Annotated in this window: 14 protein-coding genes; 10 read left to right on the forward strand and 4 right to left on the reverse strand. The window is 72.4% G+C overall.

The window, feature by feature from the left end:
* Nucleotides 1-14 precede the first annotated feature (14 nt).
* Entirely contained in the window at nt 15-4,292 is a 4,278-nt protein-coding gene (gene eccCa, locus N6H00_RS28910; protein WP_268974755.1) for a type VII secretion protein EccCa, read from the reverse strand.
* Between the two features lie 573 nt (nt 4,293-4,865).
* Between eccCa and N6H00_RS28915 the strand changes: the two genes are divergently transcribed.
* Nucleotides 4,866-6,455 carry an outer membrane protein assembly factor BamB family protein gene (locus N6H00_RS28915; protein ID WP_268974756.1) on the forward strand — a complete coding sequence of 530 codons (1,590 nt, stop codon included), beginning with the start codon at nt 4,866-4,868 and terminating at the stop codon, nt 6,453-6,455.
* 119 nt (nt 6,456-6,574) lie between these two features.
* Here N6H00_RS28915 and N6H00_RS28920 read toward each other — a convergent pair whose 3' ends face one another.
* Entirely contained in the window at nt 6,575-6,805 is a 231-nt protein-coding gene (locus N6H00_RS28920) for a DUF397 domain-containing protein (protein WP_268974757.1), read from the reverse strand.
* A 335-nt stretch (nt 6,806-7,140) separates the two neighbouring features.
* Here N6H00_RS28920 and N6H00_RS28925 point away from each other — a divergent pair, with 335 nt between their 5' ends.
* The 9 genes from N6H00_RS28925 (at nt 7,141) to N6H00_RS28965 (ending at nt 22,022) form a co-directional block, all read left to right on the forward strand.
* Complete coding sequence (locus tag N6H00_RS28925; protein ID WP_268974758.1) at nt 7,141-9,636, forward strand: outer membrane protein assembly factor BamB family protein; 2,496 nt, start codon at nt 7,141-7,143, stop codon at nt 9,634-9,636.
* Between the two features lie 9 nt (nt 9,637-9,645).
* Nucleotides 9,646-11,946: an outer membrane protein assembly factor BamB family protein gene (locus N6H00_RS28930; RefSeq protein ID WP_268974759.1), complete on the forward strand. Its 2,301-nt coding sequence runs from the start codon at nt 9,646-9,648 to the stop codon at nt 11,944-11,946.
* 5 nt (nt 11,947-11,951) lie between these two features.
* Entirely contained in the window at nt 11,952-14,129 is a 2,178-nt protein-coding gene (locus tag N6H00_RS28935; protein ID WP_268974760.1) for a protein kinase domain-containing protein, read from the forward strand.
* Between the two features lie 67 nt (nt 14,130-14,196).
* Entirely contained in the window at nt 14,197-16,254 is a 2,058-nt protein-coding gene (locus N6H00_RS28940; RefSeq protein ID WP_268974761.1) for a serine/threonine-protein kinase, read from the forward strand.
* A gap of 197 nt (nt 16,255-16,451) precedes the next feature.
* A complete protein-coding gene (rpsO, locus tag N6H00_RS28945) occupies nt 16,452-16,739 on the forward strand; it encodes a 30S ribosomal protein S15 (protein WP_020868053.1) in 288 nt (95 codons plus the stop codon).
* Nucleotides 16,740-17,143: 404 nt separating this feature from the next.
* Nucleotides 17,144-19,381 (forward strand): polyribonucleotide nucleotidyltransferase, encoded by a 2,238-nt coding sequence (locus tag N6H00_RS28950; protein ID WP_268974762.1) that lies wholly within the window; start codon nt 17,144-17,146, stop codon nt 19,379-19,381.
* On the forward strand, nt 19,378-20,757 hold the full coding sequence (locus tag N6H00_RS28955) for a M16 family metallopeptidase (RefSeq protein WP_268974763.1): 1,380 nt from the start codon (nt 19,378-19,380) through the stop codon (nt 20,755-20,757). Before N6H00_RS28950 ends, N6H00_RS28955 begins: the two co-directional genes overlap by 4 nt.
* A 40-nt stretch (nt 20,758-20,797) precedes the next feature.
* Nucleotides 20,798-21,550: a 4-hydroxy-tetrahydrodipicolinate reductase gene (dapB, locus tag N6H00_RS28960; protein WP_268974764.1), complete on the forward strand. Its 753-nt coding sequence runs from the start codon at nt 20,798-20,800 to the stop codon at nt 21,548-21,550.
* Between the two features lie 10 nt (nt 21,551-21,560).
* Nucleotides 21,561-22,022 (forward strand): tetratricopeptide repeat protein, encoded by a 462-nt coding sequence (locus tag N6H00_RS28965; RefSeq protein ID WP_268974766.1) that lies wholly within the window; start codon nt 21,561-21,563, stop codon nt 22,020-22,022.
* Nucleotides 22,023-22,048: 26 nt separating this feature from the next.
* Here the strand turns inward: N6H00_RS28965 and N6H00_RS28970 are convergent, their stop codons facing one another.
* Both N6H00_RS28970 and N6H00_RS28975 read right to left on the reverse strand, forming a co-directional pair.
* Nucleotides 22,049-22,600 (reverse strand): PH domain-containing protein, encoded by a 552-nt coding sequence (locus N6H00_RS28970; RefSeq protein WP_268974767.1) that lies wholly within the window; start codon nt 22,598-22,600, stop codon nt 22,049-22,051.
* A gap of 108 nt (nt 22,601-22,708) precedes the next feature.
* On the reverse strand, nt 22,709-22,951 hold the full coding sequence (locus N6H00_RS28975; protein ID WP_268974768.1) for a hypothetical protein: 243 nt from the start codon (nt 22,949-22,951) through the stop codon (nt 22,709-22,711).
* Nucleotides 22,952-23,091 lie beyond the last annotated feature (140 nt).

Raw genomic sequence — 23,091 nt, forward strand, 5'->3', positions numbered from 1 at the left:
ACGTCGAGACACGCCTACTCGCTTTCGAACTTTTCGGGCAGCCAGCCCAGTTGGATCAGTGAGGGGCCGCCCCTGCGGGTGATCAGGGTGCCGCGGCCCGGGGGGAGGCGGCGGGGGCGGGTGGTGCCGAGGAGGTCGCCTTCGGCGGGGTCGCCCGAAAGGATGATGCCCTGGGCGCCGAGTTCCTTGATGCGTTGCATGAAGGGCTCGTACGAGGAGCGGGAGGCGCCGGCCGTGTTGCGGGCGATGATGAGGCGGACGCCTACGTCGCGGGCGTAGGGCAGGGCGTTCGTCAGGAAGTCCAGGGGGTTGCCGCCGCTCGTCGCGACCAGTTCGTAGTCGTCGATGAGGATGAAGAACAGAGGGCCGCTCCACCAGCTGCGGGTGCGGAGTTGCTGGGGGGTGACGTCCGGGCCGGGGGCTCGGTGTTCCATCAGGGCGCTCAGGGCGTCCATGTGCATGTCCAGTGCCGGGGCGGCTGGAGCGTATTCCAGGAGGTGGGACTCCGGTACGGCCTCCAGGAGGGTGCGGCGGTAGTCGCCGACGATGATGCGCGCCTCGTCGGGGGTGTAGCGCTCGGCGATCTGCCGGGCCAGCAGGCGCAGCAGGGAGGTCTTGCCGGATTCGCTTTCGCCGAAGACCACGAAGAAGGGGTCGGTGTCGAAGTTGATGAATACCGGCTCCATGCGGTCTTCGTCGATGCCGATCGGCAGGCCGAGGTGCGGGTGTTCGAAGCTCTTGGGGAGCTGATCGGCGGGGAGTTCGCGCGGGAGCACGCGGACCTCGGGGGCGCGCGGGCCGGTCCAGTGGGTGTTCACGGCGCGGACCAGGGCGGCTGTCGCGCGGGCGGAGCCGGTCGGTGCCGGCCAGGTCGGCTCCGGTCCGGTTGATCCCGGTCCGGTTGATCCCGGTCCGGTCGGCATCGGTACCGGCGTGGGGGAGGCGGCCGGGGCGGCCGTGGCCGGCTCTGTCGACGGATGCGCGTCGGTCGTTGGTCCGTCCGCCTCCGCCCGTAGGGCGCCGTCGGCCCGCGGCTGCGCGGCCAGGAAGTGGAGCCGTTCGGGGATCTGGCCGCGGCCCGGTACGCCGACGGGGACGTTGGCTGCGACCTTACGGTCGAAGTCGGAGTCCAGGGGGTCGCCGAGACGGAGTTCCAGACGGTTCATGAACTGGTCTTTCAGCGCCGCCCGTACCTCCATGTACCGGGTGGCCGACAGCACCAGGTGGACGCCATGGCCCAGCCCCCGCGTCGCGAGGTCCATGACGATGCCCTCGAACAGCTCGTACTCCTGCTTGAAGGTGCCCCAGCCGTCGATGACCAAGAAGACATCTCCCCGGACCTCGTCGGGGAGTTCGCCCGCCGCCCGCCGCTTGCGGTAGGTGGCGATGGAGTCGATGCCGTACGTGCGGAAGAGCTCTTCGCGATGGGTCAGCACGCCGGTGACCTCGGCGATCGTACGGCGCACCCGGTCCGGGTCGAGACGTGTGGCCACTCCGCCGACATGGGGCAGGTCCGCGATCGCGCTCAGGCCCCCGCCGCCGAAGTCCAGGCAGTAGAACTGCACCTCGTGCGGGGTGTGGGTCAGGGCGAAGGATGCGATGAGCGTGCGCAGCAGGCTGGATTTACCGGACTGTGGGCCGCCCACCACCAGCAGATGGCCCGCGGCGTCCGAGAAGTCGCGGTAGAGGATCTCGCGGCGCTGCTCGAAGGGCTTGTCGACCAGCCCGACCGGGACCACCAGCCCGCCCGAACCGGCGTAGTCCGGCGGATGCAGACCACGCGCCGGCGAGACGGCCAGCGGGGGCAGCAGTTCGTCGAGGGCGGGGGAGGTGTCCAAGGGCGGGGGCCACACCTCGTGCGCGGCCGGACCCTGATCCTCCAGCCGCCGGACGATGACGTCCAGCACGGTGTCCGACCGCGCGTCGTCCGTGAGACCCGGAGCGGCGGAGGGGGCGGGCGCGGAGTAGGACAGGGGCACCGGAGCGGCCGTGAACAGTGCCGGTCGGCGGTCCAGCCGCAGTGAGCCGCCCGATCCGTCGTCCGTCAGCGGCTCGGCGGTGCGGTACGGACCCGAGACGTATGCCGCCTTGAAGCGCACCATCTCGTCCGTACCGAATTTCAGATAGCCGGAGCCGGGCAGCGACGGCAAATGGTGGGCGTCCGGCACGCCCAGCACGGCGCGCGACTCCGTGGCGGAGAAGGTGCGCAGACCGAGTCGGTACGACAGATAGGTGTCCAGACCGCGGAGCCGCCCCTCCTCCAGCCGCTGGGTGGCCAGCAGCAGATGGACGCCGAGCGACCGGCCGATGCGGCCGATCTGGAGGAACATCTCGATGAAGTCGGGTTTGGCGCTCAGCAGTTCGCTGAACTCATCGATGATCAGGACGAGGGAGGGGAGCGGCTCCAGCGGCGCACCCGCGGTCCGCGCCCGTTCGTAGTCGTGGACGTTGGCGTAGTTGCCCGCCGCGCGCAGCAGCTCCTGGCGGCGTTGCAGCTCGCCCCGGATCGAGTCCTCCATGCGGTCCACGAGCGTGAGGTCGTCCGCGAGGTTGGTGATGACCGCCGAGACATGGGGCAGGCCGGCCATGCCAGTGAAGGTGGCACCGCCCTTGAAGTCCGCGAGGACGAAGTTGAGCTGCGCGGAGGAGTGGGTGACGGCGAGGGCCAGGACCAGCGTGCGCAGCAGCTCGGACTTTCCCGACCCGGTCGCACCCACGCACAGACCGTGCGGGCCCATCCCGCCCTGTGCCGCCTCCTTCAGGTCGAGCATCACCGGTTCGCCGTCTTCGCCGACGCCGATGGGGACGCGTAACCGCTCGCTCACCATGCGGGGCCGCCAGGTACGGGCCACGTCCACGGAGGCCGCGTCGCCGAGGTCCAGCAGATCGGTGAAGTCCAGCTCGGCCAGGAGCGGCTCGTCGTTGTCCCCGGCGCCGACGCGCAGTGGCGCGAGCTGGCGGGCCAGGGCCTCGGCCGCCGCCACGGAGAGCACGTCCGGCTCGCCCTCGTAGACCAGTCCGGCGGCGGACTCCAGGAACAGCCTTCCGGGGCGTACGTCGATCGACAGGCTGCCGCGCAGCTCGTCCAGTTCGCCCGGCACCACCTCGGCGACCGTGACGCCCTGGATGCCGTCCGCGCCGGCCAGCAGGGAGTCCGGCGGGACGGTGCCGCCGTCCAGCACGACGAGAAGGTGGGGGGCGTCCAGGACCGGCGGCCCGTCGGGGTCGAACCGGGGGCGCTCGGCGAGCGAGCGGCCGGGACTCCCCAAGCCGTCCGAGCCGCCGGGGCCACCCAAGCCGCCCGGACCGCCGAAGCCGCCCGGACCGCCGAAGCCGCCCGGACCGCCGAAGCCGCCCGGACCGCCGAAGCCGCCCGGCCCGTCCGTTCCGCCCGCCCTGACGGCGCCGTTCACCGCCAACAACTCCTCCAGCTCGCCCGCGTCCCGGCAGAACAGCCGCCGGGTGCCCGCCCCGTCCAGCGTTCCGGGGACTTGGGAGTGCGGCAGCCACTTCGTCCATTCCCAGCGCTCGACCGCCTCCCGGCCGTCCGCCAGGACCGCGACGGCCAGGTCCTCCGGCGAGTGGAGGGTGACCAGCTGGCACACCAGCGCGCGTGCCGTGCCCTGGGCCGTGGCCGGGTCGCCGGACACCGTGAAGTGGTAGAAGCGGCGCAACGACACCGCGACCGGCAGCCCGTCCACCGCGCCGTGCAGCATCAGGAACCTCTGCATCGCACCCGCCGTCAGCGGCTCCAGCTCCTCGATCAACGCCGTGGTGGGGGCCACCAGAGGCGTCGACAGCTGCTGGGGCCCGACACCGATGCGGACCTGGCCGAAGTCCTCGTCGCCGACCCGGCGTTCCCACACCCGGCTGCCCTCGGCGGCCACCGCCCAGAGCTGGTCGGGCGCGGGATGCAGATAGTGCAGCACCTCGAGCTGCGCGCGGGCCGTACGGTGGACACCGCTGCGCATCTGCGCGAGGTACTTCAGGTAGTCGCGGCGCAGGCCCGCCGCCCGGCCCTCCGTGCCGCGCCGGAAACGCACGATCTGGGCGACGACGGTCGCGAGGGCCGAGGCCAGCATCATCCAGCCCATGACGCGCATGAACGGACCCGCGCCCGAGTTGAAGAAGTAGACCATCGACCCGCCCATGCCGAGCAGGGGCACCAACTGGGTCAGCAGACTTTGCCGTTCGTCGCGCGGCAGCTCGGGGGGCGCGCTCAGTTCGACTTCGTCCGTGGGCACGGTCGGCGGCAGCGCCCGGGGCGGACGCTTGACGACAATCTGGCTCACCGGGCGGTCAGTCCCCCTTCTGCGGTCTCCCGTGCTGGGAGCGAGATTTTCCAAGGCGTCGCTCGATACTCCGGCGACGCGATCCCCCGAACTCGGTGAGCCTACCGACACGTGCTGTCACCATGCGGTGCCGCCTCGGCGTGTCGTGAGCATGAACAGGAAATCGTCACGCGCCAAGGTGGGTTCCCGGGTGGGTCCCTGCGTCGTGCGGCCACGGATCCGGGGGCCGGGGACGGAGCGTCCGGTGATACAAAGATTTCCTGCTCCCGGAAGGTCTTCGCCCAGCGGGGTCTTCCAACGGACTCGCCGAAGAGGTAAGTGCTGATGTCTCAGCCACCCCAGCCCCCCGACCAGCCACCCTCCGGCGGTTTCGGCGCGCCCCAGGAACCCGGTCAGGGCGGTGAGCCTGCCGCGGACGGCTTCGGCGCGCCGGCGCGACGTCCGGCCCCGCCCGTTCCGCCGGTGCCGCCTGCCCCGCCCTCCGTACCTCCGGCGGTCCCCCCGAACGGGCATGTCCCGCCGCAGATATGGGACACCGGCGCGCTGCCGGCAGGCCCGTCCGCGGCGCCCGGTGTGCCCGCCCCTCCCCCGACCGCACCCGCCAACCCGTACGCACAGAATCCGTACGGGCAGAACCCGTACGCCTCAGGGCCGGCAGGGCCGGGGTACGGCACCTTTCCGTCCCAGGGCGTCCCACCCGAGGGCGTGCCGCCCCAGGGCGGAGGCGGCGGGGGCAGGAAGCGCAAGGCCGTCGTCATCGCGGTAGCGGCGGCGGTGCTGCTGGCGGCAGCCGGCGGGGTCTACGCGGCCGTGAGCGGCGGTGACGACGGCAAGAAGCCCACCGCCGCCTCGACGACTACGCCAGCCGGTCAGAAGCGGCAGGACCCGACCTCCGGGCCGACCGGAAGCGGCGGCAGCGCCGGCGGACGTGAGCCGGGAGGACCTGAGAGCGACCCCAACGATGTGCGCCGGCCCGGCGAGGCGAAGGTCCTCTACCAGACACCCGCGCCCGAGCTGTCCAGGCGGAGCGTCGACGTGCCCGGCTTCTGGGTGATGAAGGGCTATGTGGTCAAGGCGGTCGAGGACAAGATCGTCGCGTACAAGGACGACGGCACGAGGAAGTGGACGCTCTCCCTGCCCAAGGCCGTCTGCGCGGCGCCCAACTCCACGACCGCGGGCAAGGTCGTGATTGCCTACGAAGGCCATGGCAAGGACTCCTGTAGCCGACTGGCCCTGATCGACCTGGACAAGGGGACCAAGCTCTGGGACCACGACGCTCCGGAGGCGGACTCCTACGGCGGCGGTTACAGCAGTATGGGCATGGCACAGAGCGGCGATCTCGTCGGCATGTCCTGGATGGGCGGGTCGGCCGTCATCAAAGTCGGCGACGGTAAGGAGGTCGCCGTCGAGAAGCCGAGCCCGAGCTGCTCCGTCGATGGCTACGCGGGAGGGAAGGCGCTGCTGCGCACCTACTCCTGTAGCAATGGCCCGGCCAAGCTGCAACGGGTGACGTCGAGCGGCGCGATCAAATGGACCTACGTCGTCCGTAAGGGCTACAAGGTCGACAAGATCTTCTCCACCAGCCCCGTCGTGATCGCCCTCAGCGACGAGAACCGTACGTCCGGCGGCATCCTGGCCATCTCGGACAGTGGCAAGGAGCGGTCGGCCCTGGCCCTGGGCAAGCAGTCCTATCAGCCGCTGTGCGAAGCGGACCTCTTCGGCACCAATGTGGCGGGCTGTCAGGGGGTCGCCGCCTCCGCCGACACCTTCTACCTGCCCACCGAGATGACCCAGGAGAGCGATGGAAGCTCGATGAGCGAGATCCACGCCTTCGACCTGGACAGCGGGAAGAGGAAGTGGGCGGCGAAGGTGGACGGCCGGATGCTGCTTCCGCTGAGTGCGGACGGTAAGAACCTGATCGCCTACGAGGAGCCCTCGTCCGAGGCGGCCGGCCTGGTCGTGAGCATCGGACCGGATGGCGGTGAGCCGAAGACCCTGCTGCGGCTGCCCCGAGCCACCCGTGACGCGGAGAACGGTTTCTACTCCGCCACCCACGAGTACCGGAACGGCAATTTCTACGTCGCCTCGAACCGGGTCACCGGCACCGACAGCACCGATGGCACCAGCGAGAAGCTCATCATGGCTTTCGGCCCCTGGAGCTGAGCCGCACGCCGAACGCCGAATGCCGACGGCTGACGGCTGACGGATGGGCGGATGGGCGGATGGGGCGGGCCCCGGCCGGGGCCCGCCCCATCGCTCACGCCGATGGACCGCTCGCGCTCCTAGCGCAGATCGAACTCGCCGTCCCGCGCCCCCAGCACAAAGGCCCGCCATTCGGCCTCCGTGTAGCGCAGCACCGTCTCCGGGTCGGCGGAATTCCGCATGGCCACCGCCCCGTTCGGCAGATAGGCGATCTCCACCCGGTCTTCGGAGGTGCTGCCAGGTGCGCTGAGCCACTCGGCACCGGAGATGTCGAGGGCGTACAGCTCTTCCTTCTCTTTGGCGTCGGCCACTTGTGGAGAACCCCTTCGGATACCGCGGAAACCATCCCGCCCGGCCTTGGGCGGGAGGCGAGGGCGGGCCACTGCGCCCGGACTCCCGCCATGTCCGACAGTGTTGTCCACCACGGGTGGGGCGGCAATCGAACACGGCGACAAAGGCCCCGGTAGGGTGGCCGCCGCGCGCATGACGCGGGCGGGCGATCCGACGGATCCAAGGCAAGGGGGGCCTTCCGCATGAGCATGGATGACGGCTCGCACGGAGCCGGAGCGGCAGCTGAGACCGTCCGTCCCGGCGGCCCGGGACGCCCAGGTCGTCCGGGCCGCTCCCGTCATCGCGGGAGGCGTGTGTGGAGCCGCTGAGCCGGGACGACCCGCGGCGGCTCGGCCCGTACCACGTCATCGCGCGGCTGGGGCCGAGCGCGGGCGAAGTCCCCGCTACGGCCCGCCACTTCATCGCGCGCAGTGCCGCCGGGGATCGTACGGTCGTCGTCACCGCACCGCCGGAAGAACTCGCGCACGACGTCGGGTACCGGGAGCGCTTCCGGGCGGAGGCGGAAAACGCTCGCCTTCTCGGCGGTGGACGGCCTCCCCTGTGGCTCGCTCCCGTTGTCGAGATCTCGGACGGGGGCGTAGGGACACCCTGGAGTGCCACGCCGTTCCTGCCGATGCTGTCGCTGTCCGCCGCGCTGGAAGCGAACGGGGGCCCGCTTCCCGTGCGCACCGTAAGGGCGTTGGGAGCCGCGCTTGCCGAGACGCTCGCGGAGGTGCACACGGCGGGCTTCGCTCACGCGGGTATCGCACCGGGCACCGTGTACCTGGCGGGTGACGGCCCTCGGCTGGTGAGCTACGGCGCGGTGCGGGCCGCCGCTTCGGACGGTGAGGCGCGCGTGGGACTCCCGGGCCTGGAGGACGACGCCCTGCCCCCGGAACAGGCCGCGGGCGGGCGGCCGCGGCCGCTGGGGGACATCTTCGCGCTGGGCGCGGTGCTGGCGTACGCGGCGACCGGGCGACGGCGGCCCGACGCCGACGAGCTGCCTAAGGACGTGCGGAGCGCTGTGGCCCGGTGCCTGGCCCAGGACCCGGCCGACCGGCCGACGGCGCGGGCGCTGCTGGACGAGTTGACGCGCGGTCTACGCGTCCCCCTGCCCTCGAATGCCGTCCGGGCGCCCGCTGGGGCGCCGCCGACGGTTGTCGACGGTGGCTCCGAGGGCCCGTACGGCGGTACGGCACGGGGGGCGGGGCCGGGATCGACCGCGCTGGACAGCGCCGGTGGCATCAGCCGGGCTGCGGGCGCGCTGGGGGCGGGCTGGCTGCCGGGGCGGGTGATCGCCGCGTTGTCCGAACTGTCCTCGGTGGTGCTGGCGGCGGAGATCGAGCCGGCTGAGGTGTCCTCGTCGGCTGAGACGCCCTTACCGGTGGCGGCGGGCGTGCCGCCGGCGGGGCCGGCCACCGCTTCGCACCAGGCGGGGGCGGAGGGGCTCGGTGCCGCACCCGTGGCGCCCGACCGCGGTCCGGTGCCGGGGGCCGGGAGCGCCGGGACTGCGGGCGGCTCATCCCGGAAGCCCCTCGTCCCGTCCCTCAGCCCTTCCCGGCGCCGCCTCCTGCTGGGCGTCGCCGGCGGTACGGCCGGGCTCGCCGTCGGCGGCGGCGCCACGTGGCTGGCGACGGCCCCTGAGCCGCCCGCGCCGCTCACCCCGGCCCAGCGCCTCGCCGCCCACCGCCCGCGCCACCGGCTTCCGGGCGCGCCGCCCACGCCTCTATGGCGCTACGACGTCACAGGGGCGGCTTCGACGTATGCGCCGCTCGTCTGGCGGGAGGCGGTCGCCGTCATCACGGGGGAGCGGGCGGTCACCGGGATCGATCTCCGTACGGGCAAGCGGCTGTGGACCCGGGAGGAGCTGCGCCCGGCGGGTCAGCCCTGGGTGGCCGGCGGGGACGCGCTGGTCGTCCCGGGCGACGGTCTGGTGTCGCTGGAACCGCGGACCGGCCGCATCCATTGGCGCTCGAACGACTTCCGGCAGGATGCGCGGAGCTCCTTCACGGGGCTGCTCGCGGTGGACGGGACCACGGTCTGGTTCACCGCGACGGTAAGGGGCGAGGGGAGCGGGGGCGCGAACGGCGACCGTGTCGTGGTCGCCTACGACGTCCATGAGGGCGCGGAGTTGTGGCGCGGCCCCCTCGCGGCGGGTTTCGACGAGGGACATCTGCTGAAGGAGGCGCTGGTGGTGATGGCCGGCGCCGACCGGGGGAGGACGGGTCCCAGGAGGGCCATCGCGCTCAGCCGCGACCGGGGCGAGGAACTGTGGCAGCGGGTTTATCCGGGCATGACCGCTGAAGGGCTCGTCACCACCGACGGCCGGCGCACCCTCATCGCGGCCCTGGGCACCACCTTGCGGGGCTTCGACGCGACCCGGGACAGCGCTGCCCTGTGGTCCGTCGGTGCCAAGGGAAAGGACGCCAAGGGCCGTCTTGCCGACTTCGGGGTGCCGCTCGTCCACGGGAAGACCGCGTATGCCGCCGACGGGGGTTTCGCCCTCCACGCGGTCGAGGCGGCGACCGGCGAGATCCGGTGGCAGCGCGCCTATGGCTTTGTGATGAAGGTGCTCGCGGCGCCGCGCACGCCGGACACACTGGTCAGCCCGGCCGGGCGCAGGGTGCTGATGGCCGGTGACGCCGAGGTGGACGCGTTCGACGCCGAGGACGGCTCTTTGCTGTGGCGCTTCACCGACGCCGGAGCGGATCCGGGCCCGCGCTCCCGATCGCCGCGCCGTAAGGTCGCGTTGACGGATGACAGGGTGGTCGTCGTCGGGAGCGGAAGCGTCTACGCGCTGCCGCTCGATTAGGAAGGTCGTATGGAACCGCCGATGCCGGACCGCCGGACGGGACGGACCGATCACGATGCTCCACGGCGCACCGACCACGATGCTCCACGGCGCACCGACCACGATGCTCCACGGCGCACCGACCACGACGGTCCGCGGCGGATCGGCCCGTACCGCGTCCTGGCCGCCCTGGACGTGCCCGGGTACGCCGATGAGGCGCGCCGCTGTCTCGCCCGGGACGTCCGAACGGGCCGTACCGTCGTGCTGACCCTGCCGCACGCGGCGGCGGCCGACGACGCCGGTTACCGGGTACGGTTCCGGGCCGAGGCGGAGAACTCCCGTCGGCTGCGCGGCCCCTGGGTGGCTCCGGTGGTCGACGTCGCCCCGCCCGGTGCGGAGCTTCCCTGGGTCGCCCACGACTGCTTCCCCGCCCTGACGCTGCCCGGAGCGCTGGCCGCGCACGGCGGCCCGCTCCCCGAGGACACCGTGCGCGCGCTGGGCGCGGCGCTCGCCGAAACCCTCGCGGTCGCGCACGCCAACGGCCTTGTCCACGCCGGGATATCGCCCCAGGCGGTGCTCCTGACGCGGGACGGTCCCCGGCTGACCGGTTACGGGCTCCTCCGGGCCCGCGGGGTCGCCGCCCCGCACACCGGCCGCCCGGCCGGGGCCCACGGCGACGTCCCGGCCGGACTGCCGCCCGAGCAGCACGCGGGCGAACCGCCGCGTCCTCACGGTGACGTCTACGCCTTGGGTGCCGTGCTGGCCTACGCCGCGACCGGCCTCAAGGATGTCGCGGCCGACCGTAAGGGCCCCGCGACCGACCGTAAGGGTCCCGCGATCAACCGTATGGACGCCGCGACCGGCCGTAAGGACGCCGGGCTCGCCGCCCTGCCGCCGGGGCTGCGCGAGACCATCGCCGCCTGTCTGTCCCCGGACCCGGCGCACCGGCCCCAACCCGCCACCCTGATCCGGGAGTTCCGCTCCTCCGTGGCGCCCGTCTCCCCGGCCCGCCTGCCCGGCGCCATCGGGGCGGCCCTCGCCGACCAGGCCGCGCGCCACCCCGCCGACGCCCCGCCGCCGGAGCCCGTGGAGCCCGCCGACCGACCCTCTTCCGCGCGTCAGGGGTGGTCCCGGCGCTCCGTGGTCGTCACCGCCCTAGGCGGCGCCGCCGGACTGGCCCTGGGGGTCGGCGGAACGGCCCTGTGGCGGGCCGTGACGGACGAGCGGCCCGCCCGGCCCGAGCCCCTCGCCGTGCGCGGGGTTGCCCCGGCCCCGCTGTGGCGCCGCCGTATCGAGACCGAGATCGAGAGCCCGCCACTGCTCTGGGGGAACAGCCGGCTGCTCGTGCCGGGTGCCGGTGTGGTGACGGCGGTAAGGGTCCGCGACGGACAGAAGGCCTGGACACGTGACAACGTATGGGGGATCGGCCCCCTCAGCTCACTCGGCGGCGACCTGGTGCTGAGGCCGGGCACCAGGGAGCTCATCGCCCTGTCGGCGCGCACCGGGCAGGTCACGTGGGTGGAGCGGAGCTACGACGGCGAGAAGCGCCCGCAGTTCCGCTATCCGCTGGCGGCCGACGGGAGGACCCTCTGGTTCCTGGCACAGAACCAGAACCAGGAGAAGACCGCCACCGTCGTCGCCTATGACCTCAAGACCCGTAAGGAGCGGTGGCGCACCTCCGTTCCCGGCGGTTTCGGCGGCTACGACGAACACTCCGCGGTGCTCCGCGCGGACTCCCTCCTGCTGTCGAACCGCAGTGAGTCGGCCCCCGACACCCCATGGACCTATCTGGCCCTGGGCCGGCACGACGGCGCGAAGCTGTGGACGCGGACCTACAAGGGCGTCCATACGGTCGCGAACGATCCAACAGAGATCGTCTCCGGGGATCTCCTGATCACTTTCGCCTCGGATGTCGTATCCGCCCATGAGATATCCAGCGGCGCCGTGCGCTGGCGCTTCAGCTGCGAGGACTTCCTGTACACCGATGGCGCGCTGCACGGCCGGACGCTCTACGTGACCGACGGCAACGCCGTCACCTATGCCATCGACGTGGTCCACGGCAGGCTTCGCTGGCGCCGCCGGTCCGCCGTCGACGCGGCCTCCCCCATGTCGGAGAGCGAGACCGTGCTGAGCCACTCCGGCCGGACCGTGTTCCAGGTCAACGCCTCGGAGGTGGAGGCGCTGGACGCGGCGGACGGTTCACTGCGCTGGCGCTTCGCCCCCGTGGCCGAGGGAGCGTCGGCCGGAGCCCTCACCGGTTCCGTCCTCAGCGCGCCCGGCGTGGCCGTCGTCCGGAACGATCGAACCTTCTACGCATTGCCGGTGGACTGATCCCGATGGCCCATCCCCTCACCCCTGACGACCCCCAGCGCCTCGGTCCGTACACCCTCGTCGCCCGGCTCGGCAGCGGGGGCATGGGCACGGTGTACCTGGGCCGCTCATCCGGCGGCCGTACGGTCGCGCTGAAGACCATGCACGCGCGGTTCGCGGCGGAGGCGGAATTCCGCACCCGCTTCCGGCTGGAGACCGATGCCGCGCGGGTCATCGGCGGACGGTACGGAGCGCAGGTGATCGACGCGGACACGCTCGCCCCGACCCCCTGGCTCGCCACCGAATACGTCCTCGGCCCGCCGCTGGACGACGCGGTCGCGCTCGGTGGAGCCCTGCCCGAGCGGGCCGTACGGGCGCTGGGCGCGGCCCTGTGCGACGCGCTCGCCCAGCTGCACCGGTCCGATGTGGTCCACCGCGACCTCAAGCCGTCCAACATCCTGCTGACCGCCCTCGGCCCCAAGGTCATCGACTTCGGCATCGCCCGCGCGGTGGGCGACGACCGGCTGACCCGTACGGGCGCCGCCGCCGGAACGCCCGCCTATATGTCGCCCGAACAGGTGGCCGGTGGTGAACACGCCGCCGCGGGCGATGTGTTCGCCCTCGCCGGAGTGCTCGTCTTCGCGGCGACCGGCCGGCCCCCTTTCGGCGGCGGACAACCCGCCGATCTGCTCTACCGGGTGCGGTACACCGACCCGGACCTGTCCGGGCTGCCGGGGGATCTGCGCACCGTACTGGAGCCGTGCTTCGCCAAGGACCCGGGTCGGCGGCCCGGCACGGCCGAGCTCGGGCCGCGGCTGCACGACGGAGGCGGCCACTTCGCCGATCATCTGCCGGACCCCGTCCTGGCGGAGATCGCCCGGCTCGGCGCGGCCGTATGGGAGATCCAGCCGTCCAGGACGCCCGCGCCGGTGGCGGAGGGGACCACAGCCGGAGCGCACCGGCCAGCCGGGCCGGCCGGGATCTCCCGCCGTAAGGCCGTCACGATCGGCGGGGGCGGAGCGGTCGCGGCCGCCGCGGCCGCCGCCTGGGTCTGGCTCCGCCCCGACGGCGGTGCGAGCGGTAGCGCGGCCCGGACACCGGCGCCCACCCCACGGCCGCCCGGGACCCCGCCGCGTATGTCGTGGAAGGTCACTCCGCCCTCCGAGACCGCCATGGCCGAATGCGCGGTCCTCCTCGCCGGGGACCACGCCGCGATCATCGCCGACACCGGGCTGTACTGGATCGACCCCGGCACCGGGGCCAGGCGCGGTACCAACGACCTGGTCACGAAGGCACAGCACGCCGTCTTCGACGGCCGGCGGCTGCTCGCCTGCGACTCCAGTGCCGAGCACGTCCGGATCGCCCCCGTGGACCCCGGGACCGGCAACTTCCGGACCCCGCTCGCCACGGTCAAGGACCTGGAGACCGACGGCGTACGGCTGCTCGCCGCCACCTCCGACACGGTCTTCCTGGAAGGGACCGGCCGCAAGGGCCCGGTGCGGATGGCCATCGACGCGCGGACGGGGGAGGAGCGGTGGCGGCGGGCGAGCGACACCCCTGAGTTCCAGGACCCCCTGGCGACTCCCGCCGGCTCCTCGCTCGTGCTCTCCTTCCGCGAGCGGGTCACCGTGGTCGACGCCGCCGACGGCAGCCGCCGCTGGTCGAAGATGCTGGCCAAGGAGAACTACCTGATCCTTCCGGGGACGCGGCGGCACACCTTCTCGGACGGGCTTCTCTATGTCGGCGGGAAGGACCTCCTCGCCGTGCGGCTCTCCGACGGCGAGGTCGTCTGGCGGTTCGGTGCGGGGCGGAAGGCCGGCGACGAGAACGAGCCGGAGTCCGCGCGATACGGACCGCCCCTGCTCAGGGACGGCGTGGTCTACAGCCTGGAGACCGGCACCGGCCTGGTCGCCGTGGACGCCAGGAGCGGAAAGCCGCGCTGGGAGCAGAGGAAGGGCACAGGCCCCGCGCTCAACTTCCGCCCGCCGCCCGCCCTCGGCAAGAGGTACCTCTACGCCTTCCCCGACGTCGGAACCGACCAATGGGCGACGGCGATCGACCTCCGCGGCCACAAGGCGGCCTGGACGTTCCAGGGCCCCGGCACCGCCATGGCCGCGGTCAACCCCACCATGACCGTCCATCGGGGCGCCGGCCGGCTGATCATCGCGGGCGGGTCCACCGTATGCGCCATCCCCCTCGAATGACCGGCGCCGCGGACCCGTCCCGGCGCGCCGCCCCGCCCGCCCCCACCGTGACCAGGAGAGCCCGACCATGAACCCCCTCGGCACCGGCGATCCGCTGCGCCTCGGCCCGTACCGGCTCACCGGCGTGCTCGGCGCCGGCGGTATGGGCCAGGTCTACCTCGGGCGGGACTCCGAGGGCCGGACCGCGGCGGTCAAGGTGCTGCGGCCCGAACTGGCCCATGATCCGCAGATGGCCCGGCGCTTCCTCCGCGAGGCGCACGCGGCCCAGGCCGTACGGGGCGAGGGTGTGGCGCGGGTGCTCGCGGCGCGGACCGAGGGCGGGCGGCCGTGGATCGCCACGGAATTCCTCGCCGGACCCACCCTCGACCAGGCCGTGGAGCGGTACGGCGCCCTGGACGAGCCCGCCGTAAGGGCGTTGGGAGCCGCGCTCGTCCGCACGCTCCGCGACATCCACGGCGCCGGGCTGGTCCACCGCGACCTCAAACCGTCCAACATCGTGCTGACCTCCCGCGGCCCGAGGATCATCGACTTCGGGATCGCCCGGCCCGAGCACGGACTGACGCTGACCACCACCGGACAGACCGTCGCCACCCCCGGCTACGCCGCGCCCGAGCAGGTCCTGGGGCGTCGGACCGGCCCCGCGGGGGACGTGTTCTCCCTCGGGGTGGTCCTCGCCTACGCGGCGGGCGGGCGGCCGGTCCACGAGGGCGGTCATGTGGCCGCCGTGCAGTACCAGGTGGTGCACGGCGAGCCGGAGCTGGGCTCGGTGCCCGAGGCGCTGCGGATCCTGGTCGAGCCCTGTCTGGCCAAGGACCCCGGCAGCCGCCCCGGCCTCGACTGGATCGGCCGGGCGCTGGCGCCGCCCCGGGGCGCGGACCGGGCCTGGCGGAGCGGGCCCCTGGCGCAGGACATCGCGCGGCGCGAGGCGGACGCCCGGCGCATGGCCGCCCTGCCCGGCGACCGGCCGGGCCCCTCCCGGCGGCGGCTGATCGGCACGCTCGCCGCGGGCGGCGCCGTGCTCGCGGCGGGCGGCGGAGGTGTTGCGTGGTGGCTGCTGCGCGGCGACGGGGCGGAGGCCGGCGCACGGCCCTGGGAGGCCGAGCCGCTGGCCCACTACGACGAGGGGACGGCCCCGTCGCCCCTGTGGGGCCCGGTGGACCTCGGCTCCCTCGGCGTCGCCGACGCGCGGGTACCGGCCCCGCTCACCGTAAAGGACCTCGTCGTGGCCCCGGCCGAGGGCGGCCGGCTGCGGGCCTTCGACGTCCGCACCGGCCGGCCCCGCTGGACCTCCCGGACCGCCGGACTGACCGGGCGGCCCCTCGCCGCGGCCGATGACGCCGTCCTTACCGTCGACAGCAACGGCGTGCTCCACGCGCTGAACGCCAGGGACGGCACGGAACGGTGGAAGGCGCCGGCAGCGGACGCGGCGACCCTGCTGGCCGTGGACGACAAGGCCGTCTATCTCACCACCCGTGACGGTGAGCTGCGCGCCGTCGCGCTGACGTCGTACACGGCCCTGTGGACGGTGCCCTCGCCGGTGAGGACATCCGAGAAGAGCCCGGCGGCGGCCGCGGCGGCCACCGGGCATCTGGTGGTCTGTGGCGACGACGGCCAGGTCGTGGCGCTCGACACCGCCCGCGGGAAGACCCTCTGGGGGCCCACCCGGCGCGGCACCACGGCCCTCGCCCCCGCCATCGCGGACAACACCGTCTATCTGGGCGGCCGCTCCCTTACGGCACTCGCGCTGTCCACGGGCGAGGAGAAATGGTCCCGGCCCAGCGGCGGCGGGCGCGGCTGGAGCGCACCGGTCGTCGCCAAGGGCGTCGTCTACGCCGTGGACGCCACCGATCTCTCGGCCCGCCGTACGGACGACGGGACGGACGTGTGGACGCTCACCTTCGCCTCCGAGGACAGCCCGCAGGACGCCCCGGTGATCGCGGGCAACAGCGTGTGGGCGGGCGCCGGGGAGGCCGGTGCGCGGGGCGTCGCGGCGATGGACACCCGCGGCGGACGCCTCGCCTGGCCGTACACCCAGGGCACCGAGGGCCGCTGGGCGCTGTCCGCGGCCGGCAACCGCGTCTTCATGCTGCACAACGGAACGCTGACCGCCATGCCCGTCTTCTAGCCCCACCACCCATGCCTCCTCCCACCCCCGGCCAGGACGCTGGTAACCTGTCTGCTGGCCGTTTGCGTACGCGTCCCCGGAGACCCCGAGTCTCGGGAGACAGCGCCCAGCGGACCCCGCCTCCCGAGTCACGGAAGATCCCCTGCGACAACGACCAGGGGCACTCGGCGGCCGATGACGAAAGCAAGGAGTACCGAGTGTCGCTCGACGCCGCTACCAAGAAGCAGATCATGACCGAGTTCGCCACCAAGGAGGGCGACACCGGCTCCCCCGAGGTCCAGGTCGCGCTGCTCACGCGCCGCATCTCCGACCTCACCGAGCACCTCAAGACCCACAAGCACGACCACCACTCCCGCCGGGGTCTGCTGCTCCTGGTCGGCCAGCGCCGCCGCCTGCTGCAGTACCTGGCGAAGAAGGACATCACGCGCTTCCGTGCGCTGGTCGAGCGCCTCGGCATCCGCCGGGGTGCCGCGGGCGCCAAGTAAGACGCACAGAAGGGAGCGGTTCCCGCGACGGGGGCCGCTCCCTTTGCCGTACGCGGCTACCGCACCGCGCCGTGCGGTTTCGGCCAAAGGTGGCCCGTACGGCCTTCACGCCGGTGCGTAGCGTGCTCGCTACGTACCGTAGGGGCCGGACGGTGCAGCCGTCGTGATGACGGCGGAAGCTTTGTAGTCTGGTCCCAACAACGCCATAACGAACGAGGAGGAGCGCCTCATTCCCGCCGCACCGGCGCCACAAGAGCCGGTCCTCGGTAGTGGCTCCCGGAACTGGCAATTCCGGTGGCTTCGATCGAAGACCGGCCCGGCCGCCGGCCCTCAAGGCCCGGGGCGCTGCTCCACCACCGTCCACCGTCACACGGACGAGGGACGCAGAAGAGGAGATTTTCCTGGTGGAGAACGAGACCCACTACGCCGAAGCCGTCATCGACAACGGCACCTTCGGCACCCGCACCATTCGTTTCGAGACGGGCCGCCTGGCCCGTCAGGCCGCCGGTTCGGCCGTGGCCTACCTGGACGACGACACCATGGTGCTGTCGGCCACCACCGTTTCCAAGAACCCCAAGGACCAGCTCGACTTCTTCCCGCTCACGGTCGACGTCGAGGAGCGGATGTACGCGGCGGGGCGCATCCCTGGTTCGTTCTTCCGCCGTGAGGGCCGCCCCTCCGAGGACGCGATCCTCACCTGCCGTCTGATCGACCGCCCGCTGCGCCCGTCCTTCAAGAAGGGCCTGCGCAACGAGATCCAGATCGTCGAGACGGTCATGGCGCTCAACCCCGACCACCTCTACGACGTGGTCGCGATCAACGCCGCCTCCTGCTCCACGCAGCTGGCCGGGCTGCCCTTCTCCGGTCCGATCGGCGGCACCCGCGTCGCCCTGATCCAGGGCCAGTGGGTGGCCTTCCCGACCCACTCCGAGCTGGAGGAGGCCGTCTTCGACATGGTCGTCGCCGGCCGGGTGCTGGACGACGGCGATGTCGCGATCATGATGGTCGAGGCCGAGGCCACCGAGAAGACCATCCAGCTGGTCAAGGGCGGCGCCGAGGCGCCCACCGAGGAGGTCGTCGCCGCCGGTCTGGAGGCGTCGAAGCCCTTCATCAAGGTCCTGTGCAAGGCGCAGGCGGACCTCGCCGCCAAGGCCGCCAAGCCGACCGGCGAGTTCCCGATCTTCCTCGACTACCAGGACGACGTCCTGGAGGCGCTGACCGCCGCCGTCCGCGACGAGCTGGCCCAGGCGCTGACCATCGCGGGCAAGCAGGAGCGCGAGACCGAGCTGGACCGCGTCAAGGGCCTGGCCGCCGAGAAGCTGCTGCCGCAGTTCGAGGGGCGTGAGAAGGAGATCTCCGCCGCGTACCGCGCGCTGACCAAGACCCTGGTGCGCGAGCGCGTCATCAAGGAGAAGAAGCGCATCGACGGCCGCGGCGTCACGGACATCCGTACGCTCGCCGCCGAGGTCGAGGCGATTCCGCGGGTCCACGGCTCGGCGCTGTTCGAGCGGGGCGAGACCCAGATCCTGGGCGTCACCACGCTGAACATGCTCCGCATGGAGCAGCAGCTGGACACGCTCGCGCCCGAGACGCGCAAGCGCTACATGCACAACTACAACTTCCCGCCGTACTCCACCGGTGAGACCGGCCGCGTCGGCTCCCCCAAGCGCCGCGAGATCGGCCACGGCGCCCTGGCCGAGCGGGCGCTGCTGCCGGTGCTGCCCACGCGCGAGGAGTTCCCGTACGCCATCCGCCAGGTCTCCGAGGCGCTCGGCTCCAACGGCTCGACCTCCATGGGGTCGGTCTGCGCCTCGACGATGTCGCTGCTCAACGCCGGTGTGCCGCTGAAGGCCCCGGTCGCGGGCATCGCCATGGGCCTGATCTCCCAGGAGATCGACGGCGAGACCCACTACGTCACCCTCACCGACATCCTCGGTGCGGAGGACGCGTTCGGCGACATGGACTTCAAGGTCGCCGGCACCAAGCAGTTCGTCACCGCGCTTCAGCTGGACACCAAGCTGGACGGCATCCCGGCGTCCGTGCTGGCCGCGGCCCTCAAGCAGGCCCGCGACGCCCGGCTGCACATCCTCGATGTGATGAACGAGGCCATCGACGTCCCGGACGAGATGTCCCCCAACGCGCCGCGGATCATCACCGTCAAGATCCCGGTCGACAAGATCGGTGAGGTCATCGGCCCCAAGGGCAAGATGATCAACCAGATCCAGGAGGACACCGGCGCCGACATCACCATCGAGGACGACGGCACCATCTACATCGGTGCCGCCGACGGCCCGGCCGCCGAGGCCGCCCGCGCGACCATCAACGGCATCGCCAACCCGACCATGCCGGAGGTCGGCGAGCGCTACCTGGGCACGGTCGTGAAGACCACCACCTTCGGTGCCTTCGTCTCCCTGCTCCCGGGCAAGGACGGCCTGCTGCACATCTCGCAGATCCGCAAGCTCGCCGGCGGCAAGCGCGTGGAGAACGTCGAGGACGTGCTGAAGGTCGGCGCCAAGGTCCAGGTCGAGATCGCCGAGATCGACCAGCGCGGCAAGCTCTCCCTGATCCCGGTCCTCGAGGACGAAGAGGGCGGGGACGAGGCAAAGGCGGACGAGACGAAGAAGGACGAAGCCTCCCAGTGACGTCCCGCGCTCAGGCGGCGACGGCCCGCACCTCTTCGGAGGCGCGGGCCGTCGCCCGTACCCAAACGCTGCTCGAGGGCGAGAACGGCATCGGCACGGTCCGCAGGACGACCCTTCCCGGCGGTCTGCGCGTCGTCACCGAGACACTGCCGTCCGTGCGCTCGGCGACCTTCGGCATCTGGGCACACGTCGGCTCGCGCGACGAGACCCGTACGCTCGGCGGCGCCACCCACTACCTGGAGCACCTGCTCTTCAAGGGCACCCGGCGGCGCAGCGCGCTGGACATCTCCGCCGCCATCGACGCGGTCGGCGGCGAGATGAACGCCTTCACCGCCAAGGAGTACACCTGCTACTACGCACGGGTGCTCGACACCGATCTGCCGCTGGCCATCGACGTCGTCTGCGACATGCTGACCGGCTCGGTGATCGACGCGGCGGACGTGGACGCGGAGCGCGGTGTCATCCTCGAAGAGATCGCGATGACCGAGGACGACCCGGGCGACTGTGTGCACGACCTGTTCGCCCACACCATGCTCGGTGACACCCCGCTCGGCCGCCCGGTCCTGGGCACCGTGGACACCGTCAACGCCCTGGGCCGCGACCAGATCGCCCGCTTCTACCGCAAGCACTACGACCCGACGCATCTGGTCGTCGCCGCCGCGGGCAATGTGGACCACGACGACGTCGTCCGCCAGGTGCACGCCGCGTTCGACCGCGCGGGCGCCCTGTCCCGTGCCGACGCCGCCCCGGTCGCCCCGCGCGCCGGCACCCGCGCGATCCGTACGGCAGGCAAGGTCGAGCTGCTGAACCGCAAGACCGAGCAGGCCCATGTTGTCCTCGGCATGGGCGGCATCCCGCGCACCGACGACCGCCGCTGGGCGCTCGGGGTGCTCAACACCGCGCTCGGCGGCGGTATGAGCTCCCGGCTCTTCCAGGAGGTCCGGGAGAAGCGCGGGCTCGCCTACAGCGTCTACTCCTACACCTCGAGCTTCGCCGACTGCGGACTCTTCGGCGTCTACGCCGGCTGCCGCCCGAACCAGGTGCACGACGTCCTCAAGATCTGCCGCGACGAGCTCACCCAGGTCGCGGAGAACGGCCTGAGCGACGAGGAGCTGCGGCGCGCCGTCGGCCAGCTCGCCGGCTCCACCGTGCTGGGTCTGGAGGACACCGGTGCGCTGATGAACCGGATCGGCAAGAGCGAGCTGTGCTGGGGCGAGCAGATGTCGGTGGACGACATGCTCGCGCGGATCGCGGCGGTCACCCCGGACGAGGTGCGCGAGGTGGCGCGCGATGTACTGGGGCGGCGTCCTTCGCTGTCCGTCATCGGCCCGCTGAAGGACAAGCAGGCGGCCCGACTCGACGAGGCCGTCGCCTAGTCCCGTGCCAGAGCTATCCGGATCGAAGGAAACAGGATCGATGAGCAAGCTGCGTGTGGCCGTCCTCGGCGCCAAGGGCCGGATCGGCTCCGAGGCCGTACGAGCCGTCGAGGCCGCCGAGGACATGGAACTGGTCGCCGCGCTGGGGCGGGGCGACCGGCTCGAGACCCTGGTCGAGGCGGGCGCCGAGGTGGCGGTCGAGCTGACCGAGCCGGCCTCGGTGATGGACAACCTCGAGTTCTGCGTCCGCCACGGCATCCACGGTGTCGTCGGCACCACCGGCTGGACGGACGAGCGCCTGGCGGCGCTGCGCGGCTGGCTCGACGCCTCGCCGCGCACCGGCGTGCTCATCGCGCCGAACTTCTCCATCGGCGCCGTGCTGACCATGCGGTTCGCCCGCCAGGCCGCCCGGTTCTTCGAATCGGTCGAGGTCATCGAGTTGCACCACCCCAACAAGGTGGACGCCCCCTCCGGCACCGCCGCGCGCACCGCGCAGCTGATCGCCGAGGCCCGGCGGGAGGCCGGCTGTGCCCCGCAGCCGGATGCCACGGCCACCGGACTCGACGGGGCACGGGGTGCGGACGTGGCCGGGGTACCGGTGCACTCGGTGCGGCTGCGCGGGCTCCTCGCCCATCAGGAGGTCCTGCTGGGCGGCGAGGGCGAGACGCTCACCATCCGCCATGACTCCACCCACCACAGCAGCTTCATGCCGGGCATCCTGCTCGGCGTCCGCCGCGTGGGGACCGCCCCCGGCCTGACCTTCGGCCTGGAACACTTCCTGGATCTGGACTGAGGGCACAGCGGTGCGCGCAAAGATCACGTATTTCGTTCTCGCGGCCGTCCTGGTCGTCTACTTCGTGCTGGTCGGCGACCGCGGGGTGCTGCTGATCCGGGAGGGCACCCCGGTCACCGTCGCCTTCGGCGTGGCGGTGCTGGTGATGCCGCTCATCGGCGCCTGGTTCCTGTGGCAGACCACGCAGTTCGCGCGGAGCGCGGACCGGCTCGCCCGCGAGCTGGAGGCGGAGGGCGGCCTTCCGGTCGATGAGCTGGTACGGACGCCCGGCGGGCGGATCGACCGGGACTCGGCGGACGCCGTCTTCGCCAAGCGCCGGGCGGAGACGGAGCGGTCGCCGGACGACTGGCGGTCCTGGTTCCGGCTCGCCGTGGCCTACCACGACGCCCGGGACACCGCGCGCGCCCGTAAGGCGATGCAGCGCGCCATCGCCCTGCACGACGGCAAACCGGTGCGGGCGGCCCGGGGCTGACTCCGGGCCACCCGCACCGGTACGGCTCAGTGATGGGCGGCGGCCCAGTCCTCGACCGCGTCGGCGGCCGCCTCGAAGCTCTCCACGCGGCCCAGGAAGTCGGCGTCATGGCTGGTGAACAGGGTGCGCGGGGCTCCACCGCGCGCCGGTTCGAGCAGCACCGCCTCGCCCTGGACGGTGCGCGGCAGGCCCAGCCAGCGGACCGGCTGCTGGACCGTGCGTATCGCGGCGATGTCCTGCCACCGCACGGTGGTGCTCCGCAGGAGGCCGGTCCGGCGCAGCCCCTGGGCGCTCACCTCGACGCCCGCGCGTACCAGCCTTACGGCTGCCACGATCATCAGCGCCCCGAGGGCGGCGCAGACGCCCGCCGCGCCCAGCGATCCCGCCAGCGCGATGATCAGCGCGGAGAAGAGCACATACGAGGCGAGCAGCAGCGCGACGGCGGAGCCCCCGACCCTCCAGGGCCCCGGTCGGTAGGGACGGCGCCAGCGGTCCCGGTCCTCGTAGCCGAGCGGATCCGCTCCGGCCGCCACGTCGTCGTCGCGGGCGCGGTCGGCGGTCAGGAAGGGCAGGGGCACGGAAGGTCCTCACTCACACACATGTCCGGATGGGCCTGTGCTGGGTGAGGCTATCCCAGTGCTGGGCGGGGTCCGCTCCAGTGCCGGGTGAGGCTGGTCCGGCGCCCCTCAGCGCCCGTCGGACGCCTCGGGTTGCTGGATCTGCTGGGTGGGGTGCGACTGGCTGTCCAGGGCGGGCATCCCGAACATCAGCGAGCCTATGAATCCCGCGACGATCGTGAGACCGATCAGTGTCCGTCCGGCGATCTGGGACGGTGTGGCGCGGGGGCGGGGCGGTGGGGTGACATTGCTGCGGAAACGGTCGGCTTCGGCGATGAAGGCGAACGGCACGGGCTCTCGCCGGCGGGGCATCTGCGGGCTCTCCTTGGAACCTCGAACGTGAGTACTTCAATGTGTAGGACGTGTGAACGGCCCATTGGGTGCCCGGTTCCGCCGACTTCGGTCAAAAAAATCTCGCTGAGCGGTGCTGTCGGTGGTGGCCCGTAAGCTGG

This window comes from Streptomyces sp. S465 (assembly GCF_026898115.1).
Taxonomy (GTDB): Bacteria; Actinomycetota; Actinomycetes; order Streptomycetales; family Streptomycetaceae; genus Streptomyces; species Streptomyces luomodiensis.